The organism is Bradyrhizobium sp. Ce-3, assembly GCF_022835695.1.
Classification (GTDB): Bacteria; Pseudomonadota; Alphaproteobacteria; order Rhizobiales; family Xanthobacteraceae; genus Bradyrhizobium.
The window spans coordinates 76,629-95,214 of record NZ_BQUV01000010.1; the positions used below are offsets into that span (position 1 = coordinate 76,629).

Genomic DNA, 18,586 nt, shown 5'->3' on the forward strand with positions numbered 1-18,586 from the left:
CAAATCTTACGACGTCTCCGCGGAGGGACTTATGGCCGATCCGTTTCTTTCCGAAATCCGCATGATGTCGTTCGGCTTTGCGCCCAAGGGTTGGGCCTTTTGCAATGGGCAAGTGCTTCCGATCAATCAGAACCAGCCGCTGTTTTCGTTGCTCGGTACCGTCTATGGCGGCAACGGGCAAACCACCTTCGCCTTGCCCAATCTGCAGGGCCGCACCCCGATGCATGTCGGCAACGGCCATGTGCTCGGTGAACTCGGTGGCGAGCAGGCGCATACGCTTTTGATTGGCGAAATGCCGCAGCACACTCATGTCGCGAACGCCACCAACACCAATGGCGCCGTTCTGGTGCCGGCCAACAACGTTCTCGGCGCATTGAACAACGCGTACGCCGCGCCCGCCGCGCTGACCCCGCTCGTGCCAGGCAGCATTTCCACGGTCGGCGGCAGCCAGGCGCATCAGAACATGCAACCTTTCCTGACGATCAATTTCTGCATCGCGCTGCAGGGTATCTTCCCTTCGCAGAATTGACGGAGACCTCTCATGCCACAACCGTTTATCGGCGAAATCAAAATGTTCGCCGGCAATTTCGCGCCGGCCGGCTGGCAGTTCTGCGATGGCAGGCTGCTGGCGATTTCCGAAAATGACGCGCTGTTCAACCTGATCGGCACCACCTATGGCGGAGACGGCCAGTCGACCTTTGGATTGCCAGATCTTCGCGGCCGGCTGCCGGTACATACTGGTTTCAGTGCGGGCACCGCGTTCGCGATGGGCGAAATCGGCGGCGTCGAGCAAGTCACCCTGACGACGCAGACGATCCCGGCACACACCCACACGATGATGGCATCGCAGAACACCGGCACGGGCTCGAACCCGCAAGGCAACGTGCTCGACCAAATGGGCGGTGCGGTGCTGCTCTACAAGGAGCAAACGCCGACTACGCCGCTGAGCCCGGTGGTGATCGGACCGACCGGCGGCAGCCAGCCGCACAGCAACATCCAGCCCTTCCTGTGCGTCGGTTTCATTATTTCGCTGTTCGGCATCTTCCCGAGCCAGAGCTAGGAGCGCGACACCATGGCTGACCCCTTCGTCGCCGAGATCCGTATCTTTCCGTTCAACTTCGCGCCCAAGGGCTGGGCCTTCTGCAACGGTCAGCTTGTGGCGATCTCGCAGAACACCGCGTTGTTCTCGCTGCTCGGCGTCACCTATGGTGGCAATGGCACGTCGAACTTCGCGCTGCCCAACATGCAGGGCAACGCGCCACTGGCGCCAGGACAGGGACCCGGCCTCTCGCTCTACGACCTCGGCGAGAACGGCGGCTCCGACGCGGTAATTCTGCTGCAATCGGAGCTCGCCTCGCACCCCCACGACATGATGGCGATCAACTTGCAAGCCGACCAGGCTGCACCGGCGCCGAATCGGGGCATCGCGCGATCGCTCAACGGCGCGGCCTATGTCGCCGGCACTCCGACGCCCGCGCTGGTGCAGATGAGCCCCAGCATGATCGGACTGACAGGCTCCAACCTGCCGCACAACAATCTGATGCCCTATCTCACGCTCAATTTCTGCATTTCGCTGCAGGGCGTCTTCCCGCCGCGGAGCTGAGGTCGTCTTGCCGCTCGACGTTCTCTCATCTGGCTCGTGCGCGTTCGGCTGGGCGCGTGCGGCGCAAGCCGGCTGCGGCTTTCGTCGCCTCACGGAGGCCGACCTGCCGTTCCTCGGCCGGCTCTATGCCGCGACCCGCGCCGAGGAGCTGGCGCCGGTGCCGTGGAGCGAGACGGACAAGGCGGCCTTTCTCGATCAGCAATTCCGCGCCCAGCACGCGCATTACCAGCACTACTATCCGAACGCCGACTGGCTGGTGATCACACATGGCGAGGAGGACATCGGCCGCTTCTATATCGAGCGCTGGCCGAGCCAGCACCGCATCATCGACATCGCCTTCATGCCGGTGCATCGCGGCAAGGGCTATGGCGAGGCGCTGCTGCGCGATGCGACGGACGAGGCCGCGGCGGCCCGCAAGGACATCTCGATCCATGTCGAGAAGCTCAACCCGGCGATGCGGCTCTACCGCCGGCTTGGCTTCACGACCGAGGAAGACAAGGGCGTCTACGACCTGATGCGCTGGCGCGCGGCCGCAGCTTCCGGCGATCAGGTGAAGATCGCCTGATAGCCATTGCCGTCCGCAAGCGGCCCGATCGGCACCAGGAAAATCTCCATCACGCCCAGCACCGGGTGCCGCACCGGATAGATCCCCTGCTGCTGCAAGGCGCCCTTCGGCCCCGCGAACACCAGCGAGAACGCGCCACCCGGCCGGCCGCTGTTGCCCGCGGGCTCGACCTCGGCAAGCTTCAGCGTCACCACGCGCTCCGCCACCTGCATTTCGAATTCGGCATCCTGATGCGGCCTGAAGTCATCAATATGCAATTTCGACAGATCGACGGTGGATGTCATGCGCACGCCCCGGTTGCTTTCGCAGCTGTAGCATAGGCCGCGCCGCCGCCGTCAAGATTTCTGCCCGCGATCCAACTTCGGCGTCATTCCCCGGTGCGCAGTTGCGCACCGGGGAATGACGGGTGGATGGAGGCAAGTAAACGCAAGACTCGGACGCGCCGGCGCCGCGAGGATGCGGTGTATGGCTCACCAAACGCGCCACACATTCGCTGTGGTCCCGGCGAAGGCCGGGACCCATTACCCCGAAAGCCAGTCGTTGCGCGATGCAGGAATGACAAGTCCCGTTCGATATATCTGCTGCGGGGTATGGGTCCCGGCCTTCGCCGGGACGACGGCGGTGGAAGCGGAGCGTCCAGCCCTGCAACCGACACCCCTGATGACGGCCCCACTTTCCTCCGCTAACCTCCCGGCAAAGGCCCGCCGGCAAGGCGGACCATGTTGAGGGAGAGGCGCGTGCATCGAGGCCGTGTCGTATTTGGCGCCATGGACGAGGTCGTGTTCGGGCGCCCGGCCCGTGAGGCCGTCGTCGAGCAATTGGACCGGCTTGGCACCCAGCGCGCCTTCCTGATGGTGTCGGGCACGCTGAACCGCGAGACCGACGAGATCGAGAAGATTCGCCAGGCGCTCGGGGCCCGCTGCGTCGGCACTTTCGACCGGATGCCGGCGCATACGCCGCGCGCCGCCGTGATCGCGGCGGCGGAACAGGCCCGCGCCGCCAAGGCCGACCTGATCGTCACCATCGGCGGCGGCTCGATCACCGACGGCGCCAAAGCCGTCCAGCTCTGCCTTGCCAACAACGTCACCACATCCGACGGCATCGACACGATCCGCACCCATGGCGGCGTCGCGCCCGAGATGAAGCCGCCGGTGGTGCGCCAGATCAGCGTGCCGACCACGATCGCCGGCGGCGAGTTCTCCTCGATCGCGGGCGTCACCAACGAGGCCAAGCGGCAGAAGGAGATGCTGCGCCATCCTCTGGTGATGCCGCGCGCCACCATCCTCGATCCTGATATCTCGGTGCACACGCCGGACTGGCTGTTCCTGTCGACCGGCATCCGCGCCGTCGACCATTGCGTCGAGGGCATCTGCTCGCGCGAGGCGCATCCTTATGGCGACGCCCAGGCGCTGAAGGGACTGGAGATGCTGGCGGCTGGCCTGCCGCGGGTGAAGGCCGATCCGAAGGACATTGCCGCGCGGATGGATTGCCAGATCGGCACCTGGCTCTCGACCGGCCCGCTCGCCTCGGGCGTGCCGATGGGCGCGAGCCATGGCATCGGCTATGTGCTCGGCGCCGAGTTCGACGTGCCGCACGGCTACACGTCCTGCGTGATGTTGCCCGCGGTGATGCGCTGGAACAAGCGCGATAATGCCGACCGCCAGGCGCTGGTCGCGGCCGCGATGGGGCATCCGGGCGCCGACGCCGGCGACGTGCTCGACCGCTTCATCCGCGATCTCGGCATGCCGCGCAGCCTGCAAGAGGTTCGCGTCGGCCCCGAGCATTTCGACCGCATTGCAACGCAGGCGATGCGAACACCCTGGGTGCCGCGCAATCCGCGCAAGATCGAGGGCCCGTCGGAGGTGCGCGAGATTCTGGAGATGGCGGCCTAGAGCAAAAACGAGTCGCGAGCGAGGGGGAAGTAAAGTTCGATGTACACCGGCAAGCATGCTTACCTGCGCCCGCTGCAACCGGCCTTCATCATGGCCGGGACCGGCGAGATCGTCACCTATCGCGAGCTCGAGGCGCGCAGCAACCGCCTCGCGCATCTGTTCCGCAACCGCGGCATGAAGCGGCTCGACCATTATTCGATCTTCATGGAGAACAACAACCGCTACCTCGAAGCCTGTGGCGCCGGTGAGCGCTCCGGGCTCTACTTCACCTGCGTCAATTCCTACCTCACGCCGGGCGAGCTCGGCTACATCCTGACCAACAGCCAGTCGCGGATCCTGATCACCTCGAAGCTGAAGCTCGACATCGCGCGCGAGGCGCTGAAGGAGTGCCCGCAGGTCGAGCTCTGCATCGTGGTCGACGGCGACAGCGAGAGCGATCGCATCGTCGGGCTGCGCGAGGCCACCGCCGGCATGCCGGCAACGCCGATCGCCGACGAATATGCGGGTACTGCGATGCTCTATTCGTCCGGCACGACCGGCCGGCCAAAGGGCATCGTGCGGCCGCTGCCAGAACAGCCGCCATCAGAAAACCTGCCGCTGTTCGATTTCCTGACCAAGCTCTGGCACTACCGCGAGGGCATGGTCTACCTCTCGCCGGCGCCGCTCTATCACTCGGCGCCGCAGGCCGCGGTCAATCTCACCATCCGGATGGGCGGCACCGTCGTCATCATGGAGAGCTTCGATCCGGAGCGCTATCTCGCGCTGGTCGAGACATGGGGCATCACCCACAGCCAGCTGGTGCCGACCATGTTCTCGCGCCTGCTGAAGCTGCCTGAGGAGGTTCGCAGCCGCTACGACCTATCGACGCTCGAGATCGCGATCCATGCTGCCGCGCCCTGCCCGGCGCTGGTCAAGGACGACATGATCAAATGGTGGGGGCCGATCATCCACGAATATTACGGCGCGACCGAGGGCCTCGGCTTCACCGCCTGCAACAGCACAGAATGGCTCGCGCATCGCGGCACGGTCGGCAAGGTCCTGCTCGGCGACCTGCACATCCTCGACGAGAACATGAAGCCGTGTCCGAAGGGAACGCCGGGTACGGTGTGGTTCAAGACGGCGACGCCGTTCGAATATTTCAACGACCCAGCCAAGACCAGCGAAGCCCGCTCGGCGGACGGTAGCATGAGTACGGTCGGCGACGTCGGCTATGTCGACGACGACAACTTCCTCTATCTGACCGACCGCGCCACCTTCATGATCATCTCCGGCGGAGTGAACATCTATCCGCAGGAATGCGAGAACCTCTTGATCACCCATCCCAAGGTCGCCGACGCCGCGGTGTTCGGCGTGCCCAATGTCGATCTCGGCGAGGAGGTGAAGGCGGTGGTGCAGCCGGCTGAGGGCATCGCCGCGGGGCCGGAGCTCGCCGAGGAGCTGATCGCGTTCTGCGCAAGCGCGCTGTCGCGGCAGAAGGTGCCGCGCTCGGTGGATTTCGAGGCCGAGCTGCCGCGGCTGCCGACCGGGAAACTCTACAAGCGCCTGCTGCGCGATCGCTATTGGGGCAACAAGACCTCGCGGATCGTGTGAGCCTGGCAGTGCGGCGAGCCGGCAAATGCAGCTGGGAGCGCCGGGTGGCGTAACGGACTCGCCCGTCGCACCGATTTCGCGTTATGCTCCGCGATCGCAAGCCAGCTTCGCCGGAGGCCGCCATGCCGTCGCCCCAGCCGCGCGAGCCGGAGCCGGTGCAGGCCGGAAGGCTCGAATTCACCGCCGCCGAGATCGGTGCGCTCGCCCACCTCTATCGCGGCGAGGTCTACCGCAGCACGGTCTGGCGCACCCGCCTCGACAGCTCGACCAATTGGGCTGTCGTCACGACCGGGATCGCGCTGTCGGCGACCTACAGCAACGCCGAAGCCTCGCCGTTACCGATGGTGCTGGTCGGGCTGCTCGTCACCGTCTTCCTGCTGTTCGAAGCGCGGCGCTACCGCTACTTCAACGTCTGGCGCGCCCGCGCCCGATTGCTCGAAACCGATTTCTACGCGCCGATGATCCGCGGCGAAGGTCCGACGCCGAACGCGGCCTGGACCGAGCTGCTCGCCAATGACTATCGCCACCCGAGCTATCACATCAGTTTTGCGCGCGCGGTCGGCCGGCGGTTGCGCCGCACCTATGGCTGGATCTTCGCGATCCAGGCGATCGCCTATTACGGCAAGCTGGCGATCCACCCTCTGCCGCTCACCGAGGTGAGCGCGATCTGGGACCGCGCCTCGATCGGTCCGATTCCCGGAACCATCGTGATCCTGGCCGGCGTTGCCTTCCATTCCAGCTGGGCGCTGTTCGCCCTGGTCACGCAACGCATGGAGGTCGCCGACCGGCGCACCCGGCACAACCTGATCGCAATGGGATGAGGCGGCGCAAGCCGCGTTGCCGCAGGCGAGCTTTTCCCCTAACCTTGGTCCAACAAGAAAAGTCAGGGAGGACCTGCCGATGGACGTGATCCCACTCAAGCCGGGCTTCGGCGCCGAACTGCGCGGCGTGACGCTGTCGGATGTTGCGGCCAGCGATACCGCCTATGCCGCGGTGCGCGCGGCGTTCGAGGAACATTCGGTGCTGGTGTTCCGCGGCCAGGAGGTCAGCGACGACATCCAGCTCGCCTTCTCGCGCCGCTTCGGTCCGCCCGAGACCACCAAGGTCGGCTCGATGGGCACCGGCTCGCATTTCGTGATCCTCTCGACCTTCGGCCCTGACGGCAAGGTGGTTCCGTCGGATCACCGCCAGCAGCTGCGTGCCAAGGCCAACCAGCTCTGGCACACCGACTCCTCCTTCAAGCGCGTGCCGGCGCTGACCTCGATCCTGTCGGCGCGCATCATCCCCGAACATGGCGGCGAAACCGAATTCGTCTCGATGCGGCTCGCCTTTGAGCGGCTCGACAAGGATCAGGCTGCGCGGCTGGAGAACTCCTTCGCCTGGCATTCCTACGCGCATTCGCGCAGCAAGGTCGCGACCGGCCTCGCAACGACCGAGGAAACCGATGCGCTGCCGCCGGTGTGCTGGCGCATGGTCTGGCGCAATCCCATCAACGGCCGCGGTGCGCTGTATCTCGCCTCGCATGCCTATGGCGTCGAAGGCATGGATGCCGAGGCCGGCAAGGCGCTGATCGAGCAATTGACCGAGGCCGCGACCGCACCCGGCGTCAGCTATCTGCACCAATGGAAGCAGGGCGATGTTGTGATGTGGGACAACCGCGCCACCATGCATCGCGGCCGCCCCTGGCCAGCGCATGAAGGCCGCCTGATGATCCGCACCACGATCTCCGCGACCGAGGCGGATGGCGTCGCCAACATGCACCTGCCATCAACGCAGGCGGCGAAGTGAGACAAACTTGCAAAACGTAGGCGACAAACTGTCGCTCATCGCGAATCGCTTGGCACCGCACGCTACGGCGTTATCGATCGAATTCGATCGGAGTTTCAACATTGCATAGCGAAACAGACTGAGTTCCCCGCAATCGCAGGCATTATTCCCGGTCCGTGGAAATTTTAATGCCGTCACGTCATCCGAATTGCCAATCCCCTCACGGCCCTCGCTGGTTGCCCGACAGCCTCACCGTGGTATCGTCGATGCCAATCGGCCATTGAGACCGACTTGTGGGAGGGGACCATGCGGAGCGTGCAAGCGCTGGCCGTCGCGGTGTTGTCTGTGCTGACCATCAGCGACGTTTCACGCGCAGCCGAGCCGAAATCCGGCGGCATCTTCAGGATCTATCACCGCGACAGCCCCGGCAGCGCCTCGATCCATGAGGGCGCCACCTATTCGCTGAACGTTCCGTTCATGCCGATCTTCAACAACCTCGTCATCTTCGATCAGCACATCGCCCAGAACAGCGCCAGCACGATCCGGCCCGAACTGGCGGAGAGCTGGGCCTGGAGCGCCGACAACAAGACGCTCACCTTCAAGCTGCGCAAGGATGTGAAGTGGCACGACGGCAAGCCGTTCACCGCAGCCGACGTCAAATGCACCTTCGACATGCTGATGGGCAAGTCGCAGCAGAAGTTCCGGCAGAATCCGCGCAAGTCCTGGTACGACCAGGTCGACGAGGTCACGACCAACGGCGACGATGAGGCATCGTTCAAGCTGAAGCGGCCGCAGCCGGCGCTGTTGTCGCTGCTCGCCTCGGGCTATTCGCCGGTCTATCCCTGCCACGTCTCGCCGGCCGAGATGCGCACCAAGCCGGTTGGCACCGGCCCGTTCAAGTTCGTCGAGTTCAAGGCCAACGAATCGATCAAGCTCACCAAGAATCCCGACTATTTCAAAAAGGGCCTGCCCTATCTGGACGGCATCGAGTTCACCATCATCCCGAACCGCTCGACTGCGATCCTCGGTTTCGTCTCCGGCAAGTTCGACATGACGTTCCCGACCGAGGTTTCGATCCCGCTGCTCAAGGACGTCAAGTCGCAGGACCCGAAAGCGGTCTGTGTGGTGGAACCGAACAACGTCTCAACCAACATCATCATCAATTCGACCGCGCCGCCGTTCGACAATCTCGACATCCGCCGCGCGCTGGCGCTGGCGCTCGATCGCAAGGCGTTCATCCAGATCATGTTCGAGGGCCAGGGCGACATCGGCGGCACCATGGAGCCGGCACCCGACGGCCTGTGGGCGATGCCGAAGGACATGCTGGAGCAAATCCCTGGCTACGGCCCCGACATCGAGAAGAATCGCGAGGAAGCCCGCAAGCTGATGCAGAAGGCGGGCTATGGCCCGGACAAGCACCTGCAGATCAAGGTGTCGACCCGCAACATCGCGGTCTACCGCGATCCCGCGATCATCCTGATCGACCAGATCAAAAGCATCTATATCGACGCCGAGCTCGACGTTGTCGACACCGCGCAATGGTTCCCGAAGATCGCGCGCAAGGATTATTCGCTCGGCCTCAACCTCACCGGCAACGCGGTCGACGAGCCCGATCAGTCGTTCTACGAGAACTATGCCTGCGGCTCGGAGCGGAACTACACCAACTATTGCAACAAGGACATCGAGAAGCTGTTTGACCAGCAATCCGAGGAGACCAACCTCGACAAGCGCAAGAAGTTGGTCTGGGAGATCGACAAGAAGCTGCAGGAAGACGTCGCGCGGCCGATCATCTTCCATGCCCGCACCGGCACCTGCTGGAAGCCCTACGTGAAGAATGTCACGATCATGTCCAACAGCTCGTATAACGGCTATCGTTACGAAGACGTCTGGCTCGATCAGTAATCCGAGACTCGGGCGGGATCAGGGAGAAGCGCGAGGGTGTTTGCCTATATCGTACGGCGGCTGTTCCTGATGCTCGTGACCCTGTTCGGGATCTCGGTCATCATCTTCGTGCTGCTGCGCGTGGTGCCCGGCAACATCGTCGACATCCTGTTCGACGCCGCGGGCTTCGTCGATCCCGCCGACAAGGCCAATCTCGAGCGCGAGCTCGGCCTGAGCCAGCCGATCGTGATCCAGTATCTGCACTGGATCGGCGGCCTGCTGCACGGCGACCTCGGCTATTCCTATGTCTCCGAGAAGCCGGCACTGGAGGAGATCCTGCCGCGGATTCCGATCACCGCGCGGCTGGCCGGGCTGGCGCTATTGTTCTCCGCCTCGATCGGCATTCCGCTCGGCGTCATCAGCGCCGTGCATCAAGGCTCGAAGCTGGATTACGCGCTGCGCGTCGTCAGCCTCAGCGGCCTGTCGCTGCCGTCATTCTGGCTCGGTCTGTTGATCCTGATGGCCTCGGTGTCGCTGTTCGGCACCATGCCGATCTTCAATCCGAACCCGAAGACCTGGCTCGAGGCGTTGACCATCTATGCGGTGCCGGCGATGGCGGTCGGCTTCCGCAGCGCGGCGCTCACCATGCGCATCACCCGCTCCTCGATGCTGGAGATCCTGCGCCAGGACTATATCCGCACCGCGCGCGCCAAGGGCGCCTCAGAAGCCTCGGTGAATTACCATCACGCGCTGAAGAACGCGGTGCTGCCGGTGATCACCGTGATCGGCATCGAGGCCGCGTTCCTGATCGGCGGGCTGATCGTCACCGAGACCGTGTTCAACATCCCCGGCATCGCCCGCTTCCTGGTCGAGGCGCTACGCTGGCGCGACTACCCGATCGTGCAGAACCTCGTGATGTTCATCGCTGTCGTCGTGGTGGTCGTGAATTTCATCGTCGACATGCTCTATGCGGCAATCGACCCGCGCATCAGATTCGGAGACTGAACGCGTGGCAACGATCAATTTCGACAGCGAGCTGCGCCGCGCCGGGGCCAACGCCACCGGCGGCTGGGGACGGCTCGCGTTCCTCGCGCAGCGCCATGTGCTCGGCACGGTCGGGCTGATCATCATGCTGCTGTTCGTGTTGACCGCAATATCAGCCAACGTCATCAGCCGCTACGATCCGCTCAGCGTCGATTCCGCGCACCGTTTGGCTGCACCGTCCGCACTGCACTGGTTCGGCACCGATTCGTTCGGCCGCGACGTCTGGAGCCGCATCGTCCACGGCGCGCGGATCTCGCTTGCGGTCGGCATTGGCTCCACGACCTTGGGCGCCACGCTCGGTGTGACCGTCGGCCTCGCCTCCGGCTATCTGTCCGGCTGGGTCGATCTCGTGTTCCAGCGGATCACCGACATCCTGCAATCGCTGCCGCTCTTGGTGCTCGCCCTTGTCATGACCGCAGCACTCGGCCCATCGCTGCCGAACGTGATCCTTGCGATCGCCATTCCGCTGATCCCGACCGTTGCCCGCGTGATCCGCGCCAACACCCTGGCGCTGCGCGAGCAACCATTTGTCGAGGCCGCCAAGTCGATCGGCATGAGCGAGATGCGGATCGCATGCCGCCACGTGCTGCCGAACACCATCGCGCCGTTGATCGTGCTCGCGACCGCGCAGCTCGGCTCGACCATCCTGACCGAAGCGTCGCTGTCGTTCCTCGGCCTCGGCATCCCCGAACCCTATCCATCCTGGGGCCGCATGCTGTCGGAATCCGCCGCCGAATATGTCCGCACCGCGCCGTGGCTGGTGATCTTCCCCGGCATTGCGATCAGTCTTGCTGTGTTCGGCACCAACCTGTTCGGCGACGCGCTGCGCGATATCCTCGACCCGAGGCAGCGCGGCTGATGAGCGAGGCCACCACGGCAGAGACGGTTCTCGACGTGAAGAACCTGCAAACGGTGTTCTTCACCAATTCCGGCCTGTTCCGCGCGGTCGATGACGTCTCGTTCTCGGTCCGCCGCGGCGAGACCTTGGCGATCGTCGGCGAGTCCGGCTGCGGCAAGAGCGTCAGCGCGCTCTCGGTCATGCGGCTGGTGCCCGATCCGCCCGGCCGCATCGTCGGAGGCTCGGTGACGCTCGAAGGCACCGATCTCTTGACACTCGATGAAGCCGCGATGCGCGCCATCAGGGGCAACCGCATCTCGATGATCTTCCAGGAGCCGATGACCTCGCTCAATCCGGTGATCCGGATCGGCGACCAGATCATCGAGGCGGTGCGGCTGCATCAGAAGGTCAGCAGCAAGGAGGCGTGGAAGCAGGCGGTCGACATGCTGCGGCTGGTGCGCATTCCGGAGCCGGAGCGGCGCGCCCAGGAGTATCCGCATCAGCTCTCCGGCGGCATGCGGCAGCGCGCCATGATCGCGATGGCGCTGGCGTGCCGGCCGGCGCTGTTGATCGCGGACGAGCCGACCACCGCGCTCGACGTCACCATCCAGGCGCAGATCCTGGCGCTGATCGTCGATTTGCAGCAGCGGCTCGGCACCGGACTGATCCTGATCACCCACGACCTCGGCGTCGTTGCGCAGACCGCGCAGCGTGTGATCGTGATGTATGCCGGCAAGAAGGTCGAGGAGGCGACGGTTGAATCGCTGTTCGAGACGCCGCTGCATCCCTACACAAGCGGCCTGATGGCTTCGATCCCCGCGGTGCCCTCGCCCGACGCGAGGGACGATGTGCGGCTAACCGAAATCCCCGGCATGGTGCCGTCACTGACCAGGCTGCCGCCGGGATGTGCCTTCGCGCCGCGCTGCAAGCTCGCCGTCGACCGCTGTCACAAGGAGTATCCGCCGCTCGACGAGGTCAAACCCAATCACTGGGCGGCGTGCTGGCGCGCCGGCGAGCTGGCGGAGGCGTCATGACCGGACAGCGCCCGCTCCTCGAGGTCACCGATCTCGTCAAGCACTACGCGGTGCGTGGCGGCGTGCTGCGTCGACAGGTCGGCACCGTGCATGCGGTCGACGGCGTCAGCTTCGCGCTCGGCGCAGGCGAGACGCTCGGCCTGGTCGGCGAATCCGGCTGCGGCAAGTCGACGGTGGCGCGCACCGTGCTGCGGCTGGTCGAGCCGACCAGCGGCGCGATCAAGCTCGACGGCGAGGACATCGCCCCGCTCAGCAAGAGCGCGCTGCGACCGTACCGCCGCTCGATGCAGATCGTGTTCCAGGATCCGTTCGCCTCGCTCAATCCGCGCATGACCGCGGGCGACATCGTCGGCGAACCGCTGACCGTGCATGGCCTTGCGAGTGGTGCGAAGAAGCAGGAGCGCGTCGCGGAATTGTTCCAGCAGGTCGGGCTGCGGCCCGACCAGATGAAGAACTTTCCGCATCAGTTCTCCGGCGGGCAGCGCCAGCGCATCTGCATCGCCCGTGCGCTGTCGCTCGGCCCGCGGCTGATCGTCTGCGACGAACCGGTCTCCGCGCTCGACGTCTCGATCCAGGCGCAGGTGATCAATCTGTTGATCGAGCTGCAACGCAAGCAGAATTTCTCCTACCTCTTCATCGCGCACGATCTCGCGGTCGTCGCCCATATCAGCCACCGCGTCGCCGTGATGTATCTCGGCCGCATTGTCGAGATCGCCGACAAGCACGAGCTGTTCGCCAACCCGCGCCATCCCTATACGCAGGCACTGCTCGCCTCGGTGCCGATTGCCGACCCCAAGGCCAGGCGCACCGCGCCGCTGATCGACGGCGACGTGCCGAGCCCGATCAATCCGCCGTCTGGCTGCGCCTTCCACACGAGATGCCGCTATGCGTTCGATCGCTGCAAGACCGAACGGCCCGCGTTGCAGGCGGCTGGCACAAAGCATCAGGTGGCGTGCTGGCTGAATGACGGGACGGGGCAAGCTGCCTCATACTCCACTGTCGTCCCGGCGTAGGCCGGGACCCGTTACCCCGACTGTCCATTGATTTGCGGGGCTGGGGCTACAGGCTGTTCCAACAACATACAGCGGTGGTTAAGGGTCCCGGCCCCCGTGCGCAATTGCGCACTAGGCCGGGACGACAGTGGAGGATGCCGCCAGCACTTCGGTCAAGCCGCCGCCTCGATCTCCACCACGATCTTGCCCGTCGTCACCTGCTCACCCTCCGCGACATCGATCGACGACACAGTGCCCGCGACGCCGGCGGTGTGGACGTGCTCCATCTTCATCGCCTCCAGTGTCATCACCGGCTGGCCGGCCGCGACCTTGTCGCCCGCCTTCACCAGCACCGCGACGACCCGGCCGTTCATGGCGGCCCGGACCTTGCCGTCGCCGCCGGCGGCGGTCGCGCTCTCCGGCGGCGCGAGCGTGAGATCGCGCGCCGACAGCGTGACGCCGCGATGCAGGATGAAGAGCCGATTGCCATCGCGCAGGAATTTGGCCTGTTCCATCACCCCATCATGGTGGAAGCGGATGGTGTCCTCGCCGAGCTCGTCGAGCTCGAAGCTGAAACAATCGCCATTGCGGGTCGCTAGGTAGCTGCCGTCGCGCTCGCGGACGATCTCGATCTCCTGCACGCCGTGGCCAAGATCGATCCGCAGGCCGAGCGCAAACGTCGCCGCCAGCGACCGGCCGCCCTGCCATGGCGGCGCGTGCGGATGAGTGACGTAGAGCAGCAACGCCGCGAGCGCGAGGTCGCTGCCGCGATCCGGCCGCGGCGCCAGCAGCACCTCGCGGTTGTTGCCGATGAAGGCCGTGGTTACCTCGCCCTTGGCAAACACCGGATGGCGCAGGCAGTCGATCAGGAAGCCCTGGTTGGTGGTGACACCAAAGGCCGTGACCTGCTCAAGCGCGCAGATCAATTTGCCGCGCGCCTCGTCGCGGGTTGCGCCATGGCTGATGACCTTGGCGATCATCGAATCATAGAACGGCGGGATCTCCGAGCCGGACCGCAATGCATGCTCGACGCGGACGCCATGCGGCATCTGCCACCGCGCCATCGTGCCGGATTGCGGCATGAAGTCGTGTCCGGCATCCTCCGAGCACAGCCGCACCTCGATGGCATGGCCGGAGAATGTGATGTCCTCCTGCCGCACACCGAGCGGCTCGCCCCTGGCAACACGAAGCTGCAGCTCAACCAGATCGAGCCCGGTGATCGCCTCGGTGACGGGATGCTCGACCTGCAGACGCGTGTTCATCTCCATGAAATAGAAATTACCGGCGCGATCGAGCAGGAATTCGAGCGTGCCGGCGCCCTCGTAACCGATCGCCTTGACCGCCTGCACCGCGACCGCGCCCATGCGCGCCCGCAACTCCGGCGTCACCGCCGGCGACGGCGCCTCCTCGATCAGCTTCTGGTGCCGCCGCTGCACCGAGCAATCGCGCTCCCCGAGATGGATCGCATTGCCATGGCGGTCGCCGAACACCTGGATCTCGATGTGGCGGGGATCTGCGATCGCGCGTTCGAGGATCACGGTGGAATCGCCGAACGCGCCCTGCGCCTCCGAACGCGCGCTGCGCAGCGCGTCCGGAAATGCGGCGGCATCCGCGACCAGCCGCATGCCGCGGCCGCCACCGCCGGCCACCGCCTTGATCATGACCGGGAAGCCGATCGTCTTCGCTTCCGCCAGCATCACCGCATCGCTCTGGTCGGCGCCCTGATAGCCGGGCACACAGGGCACGCCGGCCTTTTGCATGATCTCCTTGGCGCCGGCCTTGTTGCCCATCGCCAGGATCGCTTCCGGCGACGGACCGATGAATACCAGCTCCGCATCGCGGCATGCCTGCGCAAAGTCCTCGTTCTCAGCGAGGAAGCCGTAACCGGGATGCACGGCACCGGCACCGCTTGCCTTGGCGGCGGCAATGATCGCGTCGATCTTCAGATAGGATTGCGCCGGCAGCGCCGCGCCGATCCGTACCGCCTGGTCGGCCTCGCGCACATGCAGCGCGTCGCGGTCGGCGTCGGAGTAGACCGCGACCACGCCATAGCCGAGTCGCCGCGCCGATCGCATGATGCGCAGCGCGATCTCGCCACGGTTGGCGATCAGGATTTTGAAGAACGGCGTCCGCTTCACGATGGCTCCGCTCATGGCCGCGCCACCGAGAACTGCATGCGCTGCGGGGTCCGCCCTTCGGCCTCGCGGCAGATCGCAAGCACCTCCGACAGCACCGTCCGTGTATCGCGCGGATCGATCACGCCGTCGTCTAGCACGCGGGCGCTGGTCGAGAATACGTCCATCTGGCCGTCGAATACGCCGGTGATCTGCGCCTTCATCGCCTCCAGCTTCTCCTTCTCGATCGGCTTGCCGCGCCGCGCGGCCGCCGCCTCGGTGACGATCGCCATGGTCTCGGCGGCCTGCTCGCCGCCCATCACCGCGGTCTTGGCGTTCGGCCAGGAAAAGCAGAAGCGCGGATGGAAGCCGCGGCCGCACATGCCGTAATTGCCGGCGCCGAACGACGCCCCGCAATACAGTGTGATCTGCGGCACCGTCGCCGAGGTGACCGCCTGGATCATCTTCGAACCGTGCTTGATCATGCCGGCCTCTTCATAGGCCTTGCCCACCATGTAGCCGGTGGTGTTGTTCATATAGAGGATCGGCGTGCGCGACTGGCAGCAGGCCTGGATGAAATGCGTCGCCTTGTTGGCGCCGGGCACGTCGAGCGGGCCGTTGTTGGTGATGATGCCGATCGCCTGCCCCTCGATGCGGGCATGGCCGCACACCGTCGCCGGGCCGTAATTGGCGCCGAACTCCGTGAAATCTGAATCGTCGATGAAGCGCGCGATCGCCTGGCGCATGTCGACGGGGCGCTTGTGGTCCATCGGCATGATGCCGAGCAGCTCGTCGGCGGAATAGCGCGGCGGCTTGAACGTGGTCGGTTCGCATTTCGGCCGATCCCAGGGCAGCTTGGCCATGATCTCACGTGCGATGCGCAGCGCATCACGGTCGTCCTCGGCCAGATAATCGCCAAGGCCGGATATCTGGGTATGCATCTCGGCGCCACCGAGCTCCTCCTCGGTCGCGATCTCGCCGGTGGCGGCCTTGAGCAGAGGCGGCCCGGCGAGGAAGGCGCGGGTGCGGCCGCGCACCATCACGATGTAATCGGAGAGACCGGTCTGGTAGGCGCCGCCCGCGGTGGAAGAGCCATGGGTGACGGTGACGACCGGAAGCCCCGCCGCCGACAGCCGCGCCAGATTGCGAAAAATGTTGCCGCCGCGAACGAAGTCCTCGACGCGGTAACGCAGCAGATTGGCGCCGGCGCTCTCGACCAGCTGCACATAGGGCAGCTTGTTCTCCAGCGCGAGCTCCTGCACCCGCAGCGTCTTGTCGAGGCCGTAGGGTTGCAGCGCGCCGGCGTCGATGCCGGCATCATTGGCGCTGACCATGCAGCGGATGCCGGAGACGAAGCCGATGCCGGCGACCAATCCGCCGCCGGGCACGCTCTTCTCCACATCCGGCACGTCGAACATGTAGCCGGCGAGCGTCGACAGTTCGAGGAAGGGCGAACCGGGATCCAGCACCAGCGCGACGCGCTCGCGCGGCAACAGCTGACCGCGCTTGTGGAAGCGGTCCTTGGCCGCAGCGGAGGCCGCGCGCGTCCGCTCTTCCAGGGCGCGCATCCGCCCGATCAGCGCCAGCATGCCGTCGCGATTGCCCTGGAACGCGGCGCTGCCGGTGGAGATGGTGTTCTCGATGATGGCCACTAGGCGCGCTCCACAAAATATCCGCTGTACTGCTGCCGCAGCTCGACCTTCCGCAGCTTGCCGGTCGCGGTCATCGGCATCTCTTCGAGAATACGCACCAGCTTCGGCACCTGGAAGCCGCCGAGATGCTTTCGGCAATGTGCCTCGATGCCGGCCTCGTCGGCCACTGCGCCCGGCTTCAGCTTGACGAAGGCGGAGACGGCCTCACCCCATTGCGGGTGCGGCAGGCCGACCACGGCGGCGTTCTGCACCGCCGGATGCGCCAGCAGCGTCTCCTCGATCTTGACGGAGGCGACGTTCTCGCCACCGGACTTGATCATGTCCTTCTTGCGGTCGAGGAACAGCACCTCGCCGTTGCCATCGATCAAAGCGAGGTCGCCGGTATGATGCCAGCCGAACTTGCGCGCCTCCTCGGTCGACTTCGGGTCCTTGTAGTAGCCCATCATGACGTTTGGCCCGCGATGCACCAGCTCGCCGATCTCGTCCCGCGCTAGCAGGTTGCCGTTGTCGTCCATGATCGCGGTCTCGTTGACGACAAGCGACTCGCCCCAGTAATTGCCGAAGCGGTCGAGCTGCACTTCCGGCCGCGACATCGTGGTCGCCGGATACATCTCGGTCTGGCCACTGGTCAGAACGAAGTTCGGACAGAGATCGGCGATGGCGCGCTCGAGCAGCGGCTTGCCCATCGGCGCCATGGTGTAGATACAGCAGCGCAGGCCGGACAAATCGTATTCGCGCCGGCGCGGATGATCGAGGATCGCCTGATACATCAAGGACAGGCCGACGAACACGGTGAGCTTGTCGCGGACGATCGCCTCCATGCAGACCACCGGATCGAAGCCGCGCATCAGCGCCATCCGGCCGCCGACCGAGAGATAGCTCAGCAACAACACATGGCCGGCGCAGTGGAACAGCGGAAACTGCCCGGTGATCCCGTCGTCGCGCGACAACTGCATCTCGATGCAGTTGCTCATCACGGCCATGACCACGGCGAGGTGGCAATGCATCGCGCCCTTCGGCCGCGAGGTCGTGCCTGACGTATAGATGATCATCGCGAGATCGCGGTCGTTGATCTCGATCTCAGGCTCGATATCGGACTGCCCCTCCAGCAGGCCGTTGAACTCCTGCAATCCGGTCTTGCCGGCATTTCCGGTCAGGTCGATCGCGATCATCTCCATGCCACGCGCCTCCAGCGCGGCGCGCCGGTCGGCCTGGGCGTGGAGATTGTCGTCGATGACGGCGAAACGCACCTCGGCATGGCCGAGGATGTAATCCATGTCAGCCGGCCCGAGCATGGTGTTGATCGGCACCCAGACCAGGCCGGCGCGGTGGATGCCGAACAGCGCTTTGATGAACTCGACGGAGTTGTTGCAGATCGTCGAGATTTTTTCGCCCGGCTTCAATCCGCGTTGCACCAGATGATTGGCGAAACGGTTGGCGTCGCGCTCGAGCTCGGTGAAGCGGACCTGCCTGTTGCCGTCGGTCAGCGCGACACGATCCGGAAACCGCCGCGCGGCGCGCTTCAGCAGGTCACCGATCGCGACCCGCCCGATGCGGCCCGGCCCGGTGACGCCACCGGTTGCTGCGAGATTGTCCATCGTCATCATGTCCTCG

General features: G+C 65.1%; 17 protein-coding genes. 13 read left to right on the forward strand and 4 right to left on the reverse strand.

What is annotated here, in order from left to right; translation table 11 throughout:
- The first annotated feature begins 31 nt into the window (after positions 1-31).
- From BRSPCE3_RS29790 to BRSPCE3_RS29805, 4 genes are read left to right on the forward strand one after another with little or no spacing between them, the layout of a single operon-like run.
- Positions 32-529: a phage tail protein gene (locus tag BRSPCE3_RS29790; protein WP_244069911.1), complete on the forward strand. Its 498-nt coding sequence runs from the start codon at positions 32-34 to the stop codon at positions 527-529.
- A 42-nt stretch (positions 530-571) separates the two neighbouring features.
- Positions 572-1,060, forward strand: coding sequence for a phage tail protein (locus tag BRSPCE3_RS29795; protein ID WP_244069912.1), 489 nt, complete (start codon positions 572-574; stop codon positions 1,058-1,060).
- Between the two features lie 12 nt (positions 1,061-1,072).
- The gene (locus BRSPCE3_RS29800) at positions 1,073-1,603 is read left to right on the forward strand and encodes a phage tail protein (protein ID WP_244069913.1); all 531 of its coding nucleotides are present in this window, start codon (positions 1,073-1,075) and stop codon (positions 1,601-1,603) included.
- Between the two features lie 7 nt (positions 1,604-1,610).
- On the forward strand, positions 1,611-2,168 hold the full coding sequence (locus BRSPCE3_RS29805; protein WP_244069914.1) for a GNAT family N-acetyltransferase: 558 nt from the start codon (positions 1,611-1,613) through the stop codon (positions 2,166-2,168).
- Here the strand turns inward: BRSPCE3_RS29805 and BRSPCE3_RS29810 are convergent.
- Positions 2,150-2,452 (reverse strand): DUF6916 family protein, encoded by a 303-nt coding sequence (locus BRSPCE3_RS29810; protein WP_244069915.1) that lies wholly within the window; start codon positions 2,450-2,452, stop codon positions 2,150-2,152. The two genes, BRSPCE3_RS29805 and BRSPCE3_RS29810, sit on opposite strands and share 19 nt — an antisense overlap.
- Before the next feature lie 453 nt (positions 2,453-2,905).
- Here BRSPCE3_RS29810 and BRSPCE3_RS29815 point away from each other — a divergent pair, with 453 nt between their 5' ends.
- The 9 genes from BRSPCE3_RS29815 (at position 2,906) to BRSPCE3_RS29855 (ending at position 13,227) form a co-directional block, all read left to right on the forward strand.
- On the forward strand, positions 2,906-4,060 hold the full coding sequence (locus BRSPCE3_RS29815; protein ID WP_244069916.1) for an iron-containing alcohol dehydrogenase: 1,155 nt from the start codon (positions 2,906-2,908) through the stop codon (positions 4,058-4,060).
- Between the two features lie 39 nt (positions 4,061-4,099).
- Positions 4,100-5,650 (forward strand): AMP-binding protein, encoded by a 1,551-nt coding sequence (locus BRSPCE3_RS29820; protein ID WP_244069917.1) that lies wholly within the window; start codon positions 4,100-4,102, stop codon positions 5,648-5,650.
- 122 nt (positions 5,651-5,772) lie between these two features.
- Positions 5,773-6,471 carry a DUF2270 domain-containing protein gene (locus tag BRSPCE3_RS29825; RefSeq protein ID WP_309296341.1) on the forward strand — a complete coding sequence of 233 codons (699 nt, stop codon included), beginning with the start codon at positions 5,773-5,775 and terminating at the stop codon, positions 6,469-6,471.
- 79 nt (positions 6,472-6,550) lie between these two features.
- Positions 6,551-7,438, forward strand: coding sequence for a TauD/TfdA family dioxygenase (locus BRSPCE3_RS29830; protein ID WP_244069919.1), 888 nt, complete (start codon positions 6,551-6,553; stop codon positions 7,436-7,438).
- A gap of 285 nt (positions 7,439-7,723) precedes the next feature.
- Positions 7,724-9,319, forward strand: coding sequence for an ABC transporter substrate-binding protein (locus tag BRSPCE3_RS29835; RefSeq protein ID WP_244069920.1), 1,596 nt, complete (start codon positions 7,724-7,726; stop codon positions 9,317-9,319).
- A 36-nt stretch (positions 9,320-9,355) separates the two neighbouring features.
- On the forward strand, positions 9,356-10,303 hold the full coding sequence (locus tag BRSPCE3_RS29840) for an ABC transporter permease (RefSeq protein ID WP_074129975.1): 948 nt from the start codon (positions 9,356-9,358) through the stop codon (positions 10,301-10,303).
- 4 nt (positions 10,304-10,307) lie between these two features.
- Complete coding sequence (locus BRSPCE3_RS29845) at positions 10,308-11,201, forward strand: ABC transporter permease (RefSeq protein ID WP_244069921.1); 894 nt, start codon at positions 10,308-10,310, stop codon at positions 11,199-11,201.
- Entirely contained in the window at positions 11,201-12,214 is a 1,014-nt protein-coding gene (locus tag BRSPCE3_RS29850; RefSeq protein ID WP_244069922.1) for an ABC transporter ATP-binding protein, read from the forward strand. The genes BRSPCE3_RS29845 and BRSPCE3_RS29850 overlap by 1 nt, the downstream gene beginning before the upstream one ends.
- The gene (locus BRSPCE3_RS29855) at positions 12,211-13,227 is read left to right on the forward strand and encodes an ABC transporter ATP-binding protein (protein ID WP_244069923.1); all 1,017 of its coding nucleotides are present in this window, start codon (positions 12,211-12,213) and stop codon (positions 13,225-13,227) included. Before BRSPCE3_RS29850 ends, BRSPCE3_RS29855 begins: the two co-directional genes overlap by 4 nt.
- Positions 13,228-13,379: 152 nt before the next feature.
- Here the strand turns inward: BRSPCE3_RS29855 and BRSPCE3_RS29860 are convergent, their stop codons facing one another.
- From BRSPCE3_RS29860 to BRSPCE3_RS29870, 3 genes are read right to left on the reverse strand one after another with little or no spacing between them, the layout of a single operon-like run.
- Positions 13,380-15,359, reverse strand: coding sequence for an acetyl-CoA carboxylase biotin carboxylase subunit (locus BRSPCE3_RS29860; RefSeq protein ID WP_244069924.1), 1,980 nt, complete (start codon positions 15,357-15,359; stop codon positions 13,380-13,382).
- Complete coding sequence (locus BRSPCE3_RS29865; RefSeq protein WP_244069925.1) at positions 15,356-16,972, reverse strand: acyl-CoA carboxylase subunit beta; 1,617 nt, start codon at positions 16,970-16,972, stop codon at positions 15,356-15,358. Before BRSPCE3_RS29865 ends, BRSPCE3_RS29860 begins: the two co-directional genes overlap by 4 nt.
- Positions 16,972-18,570: an AMP-binding protein gene (locus tag BRSPCE3_RS29870; RefSeq protein ID WP_244070133.1), complete on the reverse strand. Its 1,599-nt coding sequence runs from the start codon at positions 18,568-18,570 to the stop codon at positions 16,972-16,974. Before BRSPCE3_RS29870 ends, BRSPCE3_RS29865 begins: the two co-directional genes overlap by 1 nt.
- Between the last annotated feature and the right edge of the window lie 16 nt (positions 18,571-18,586).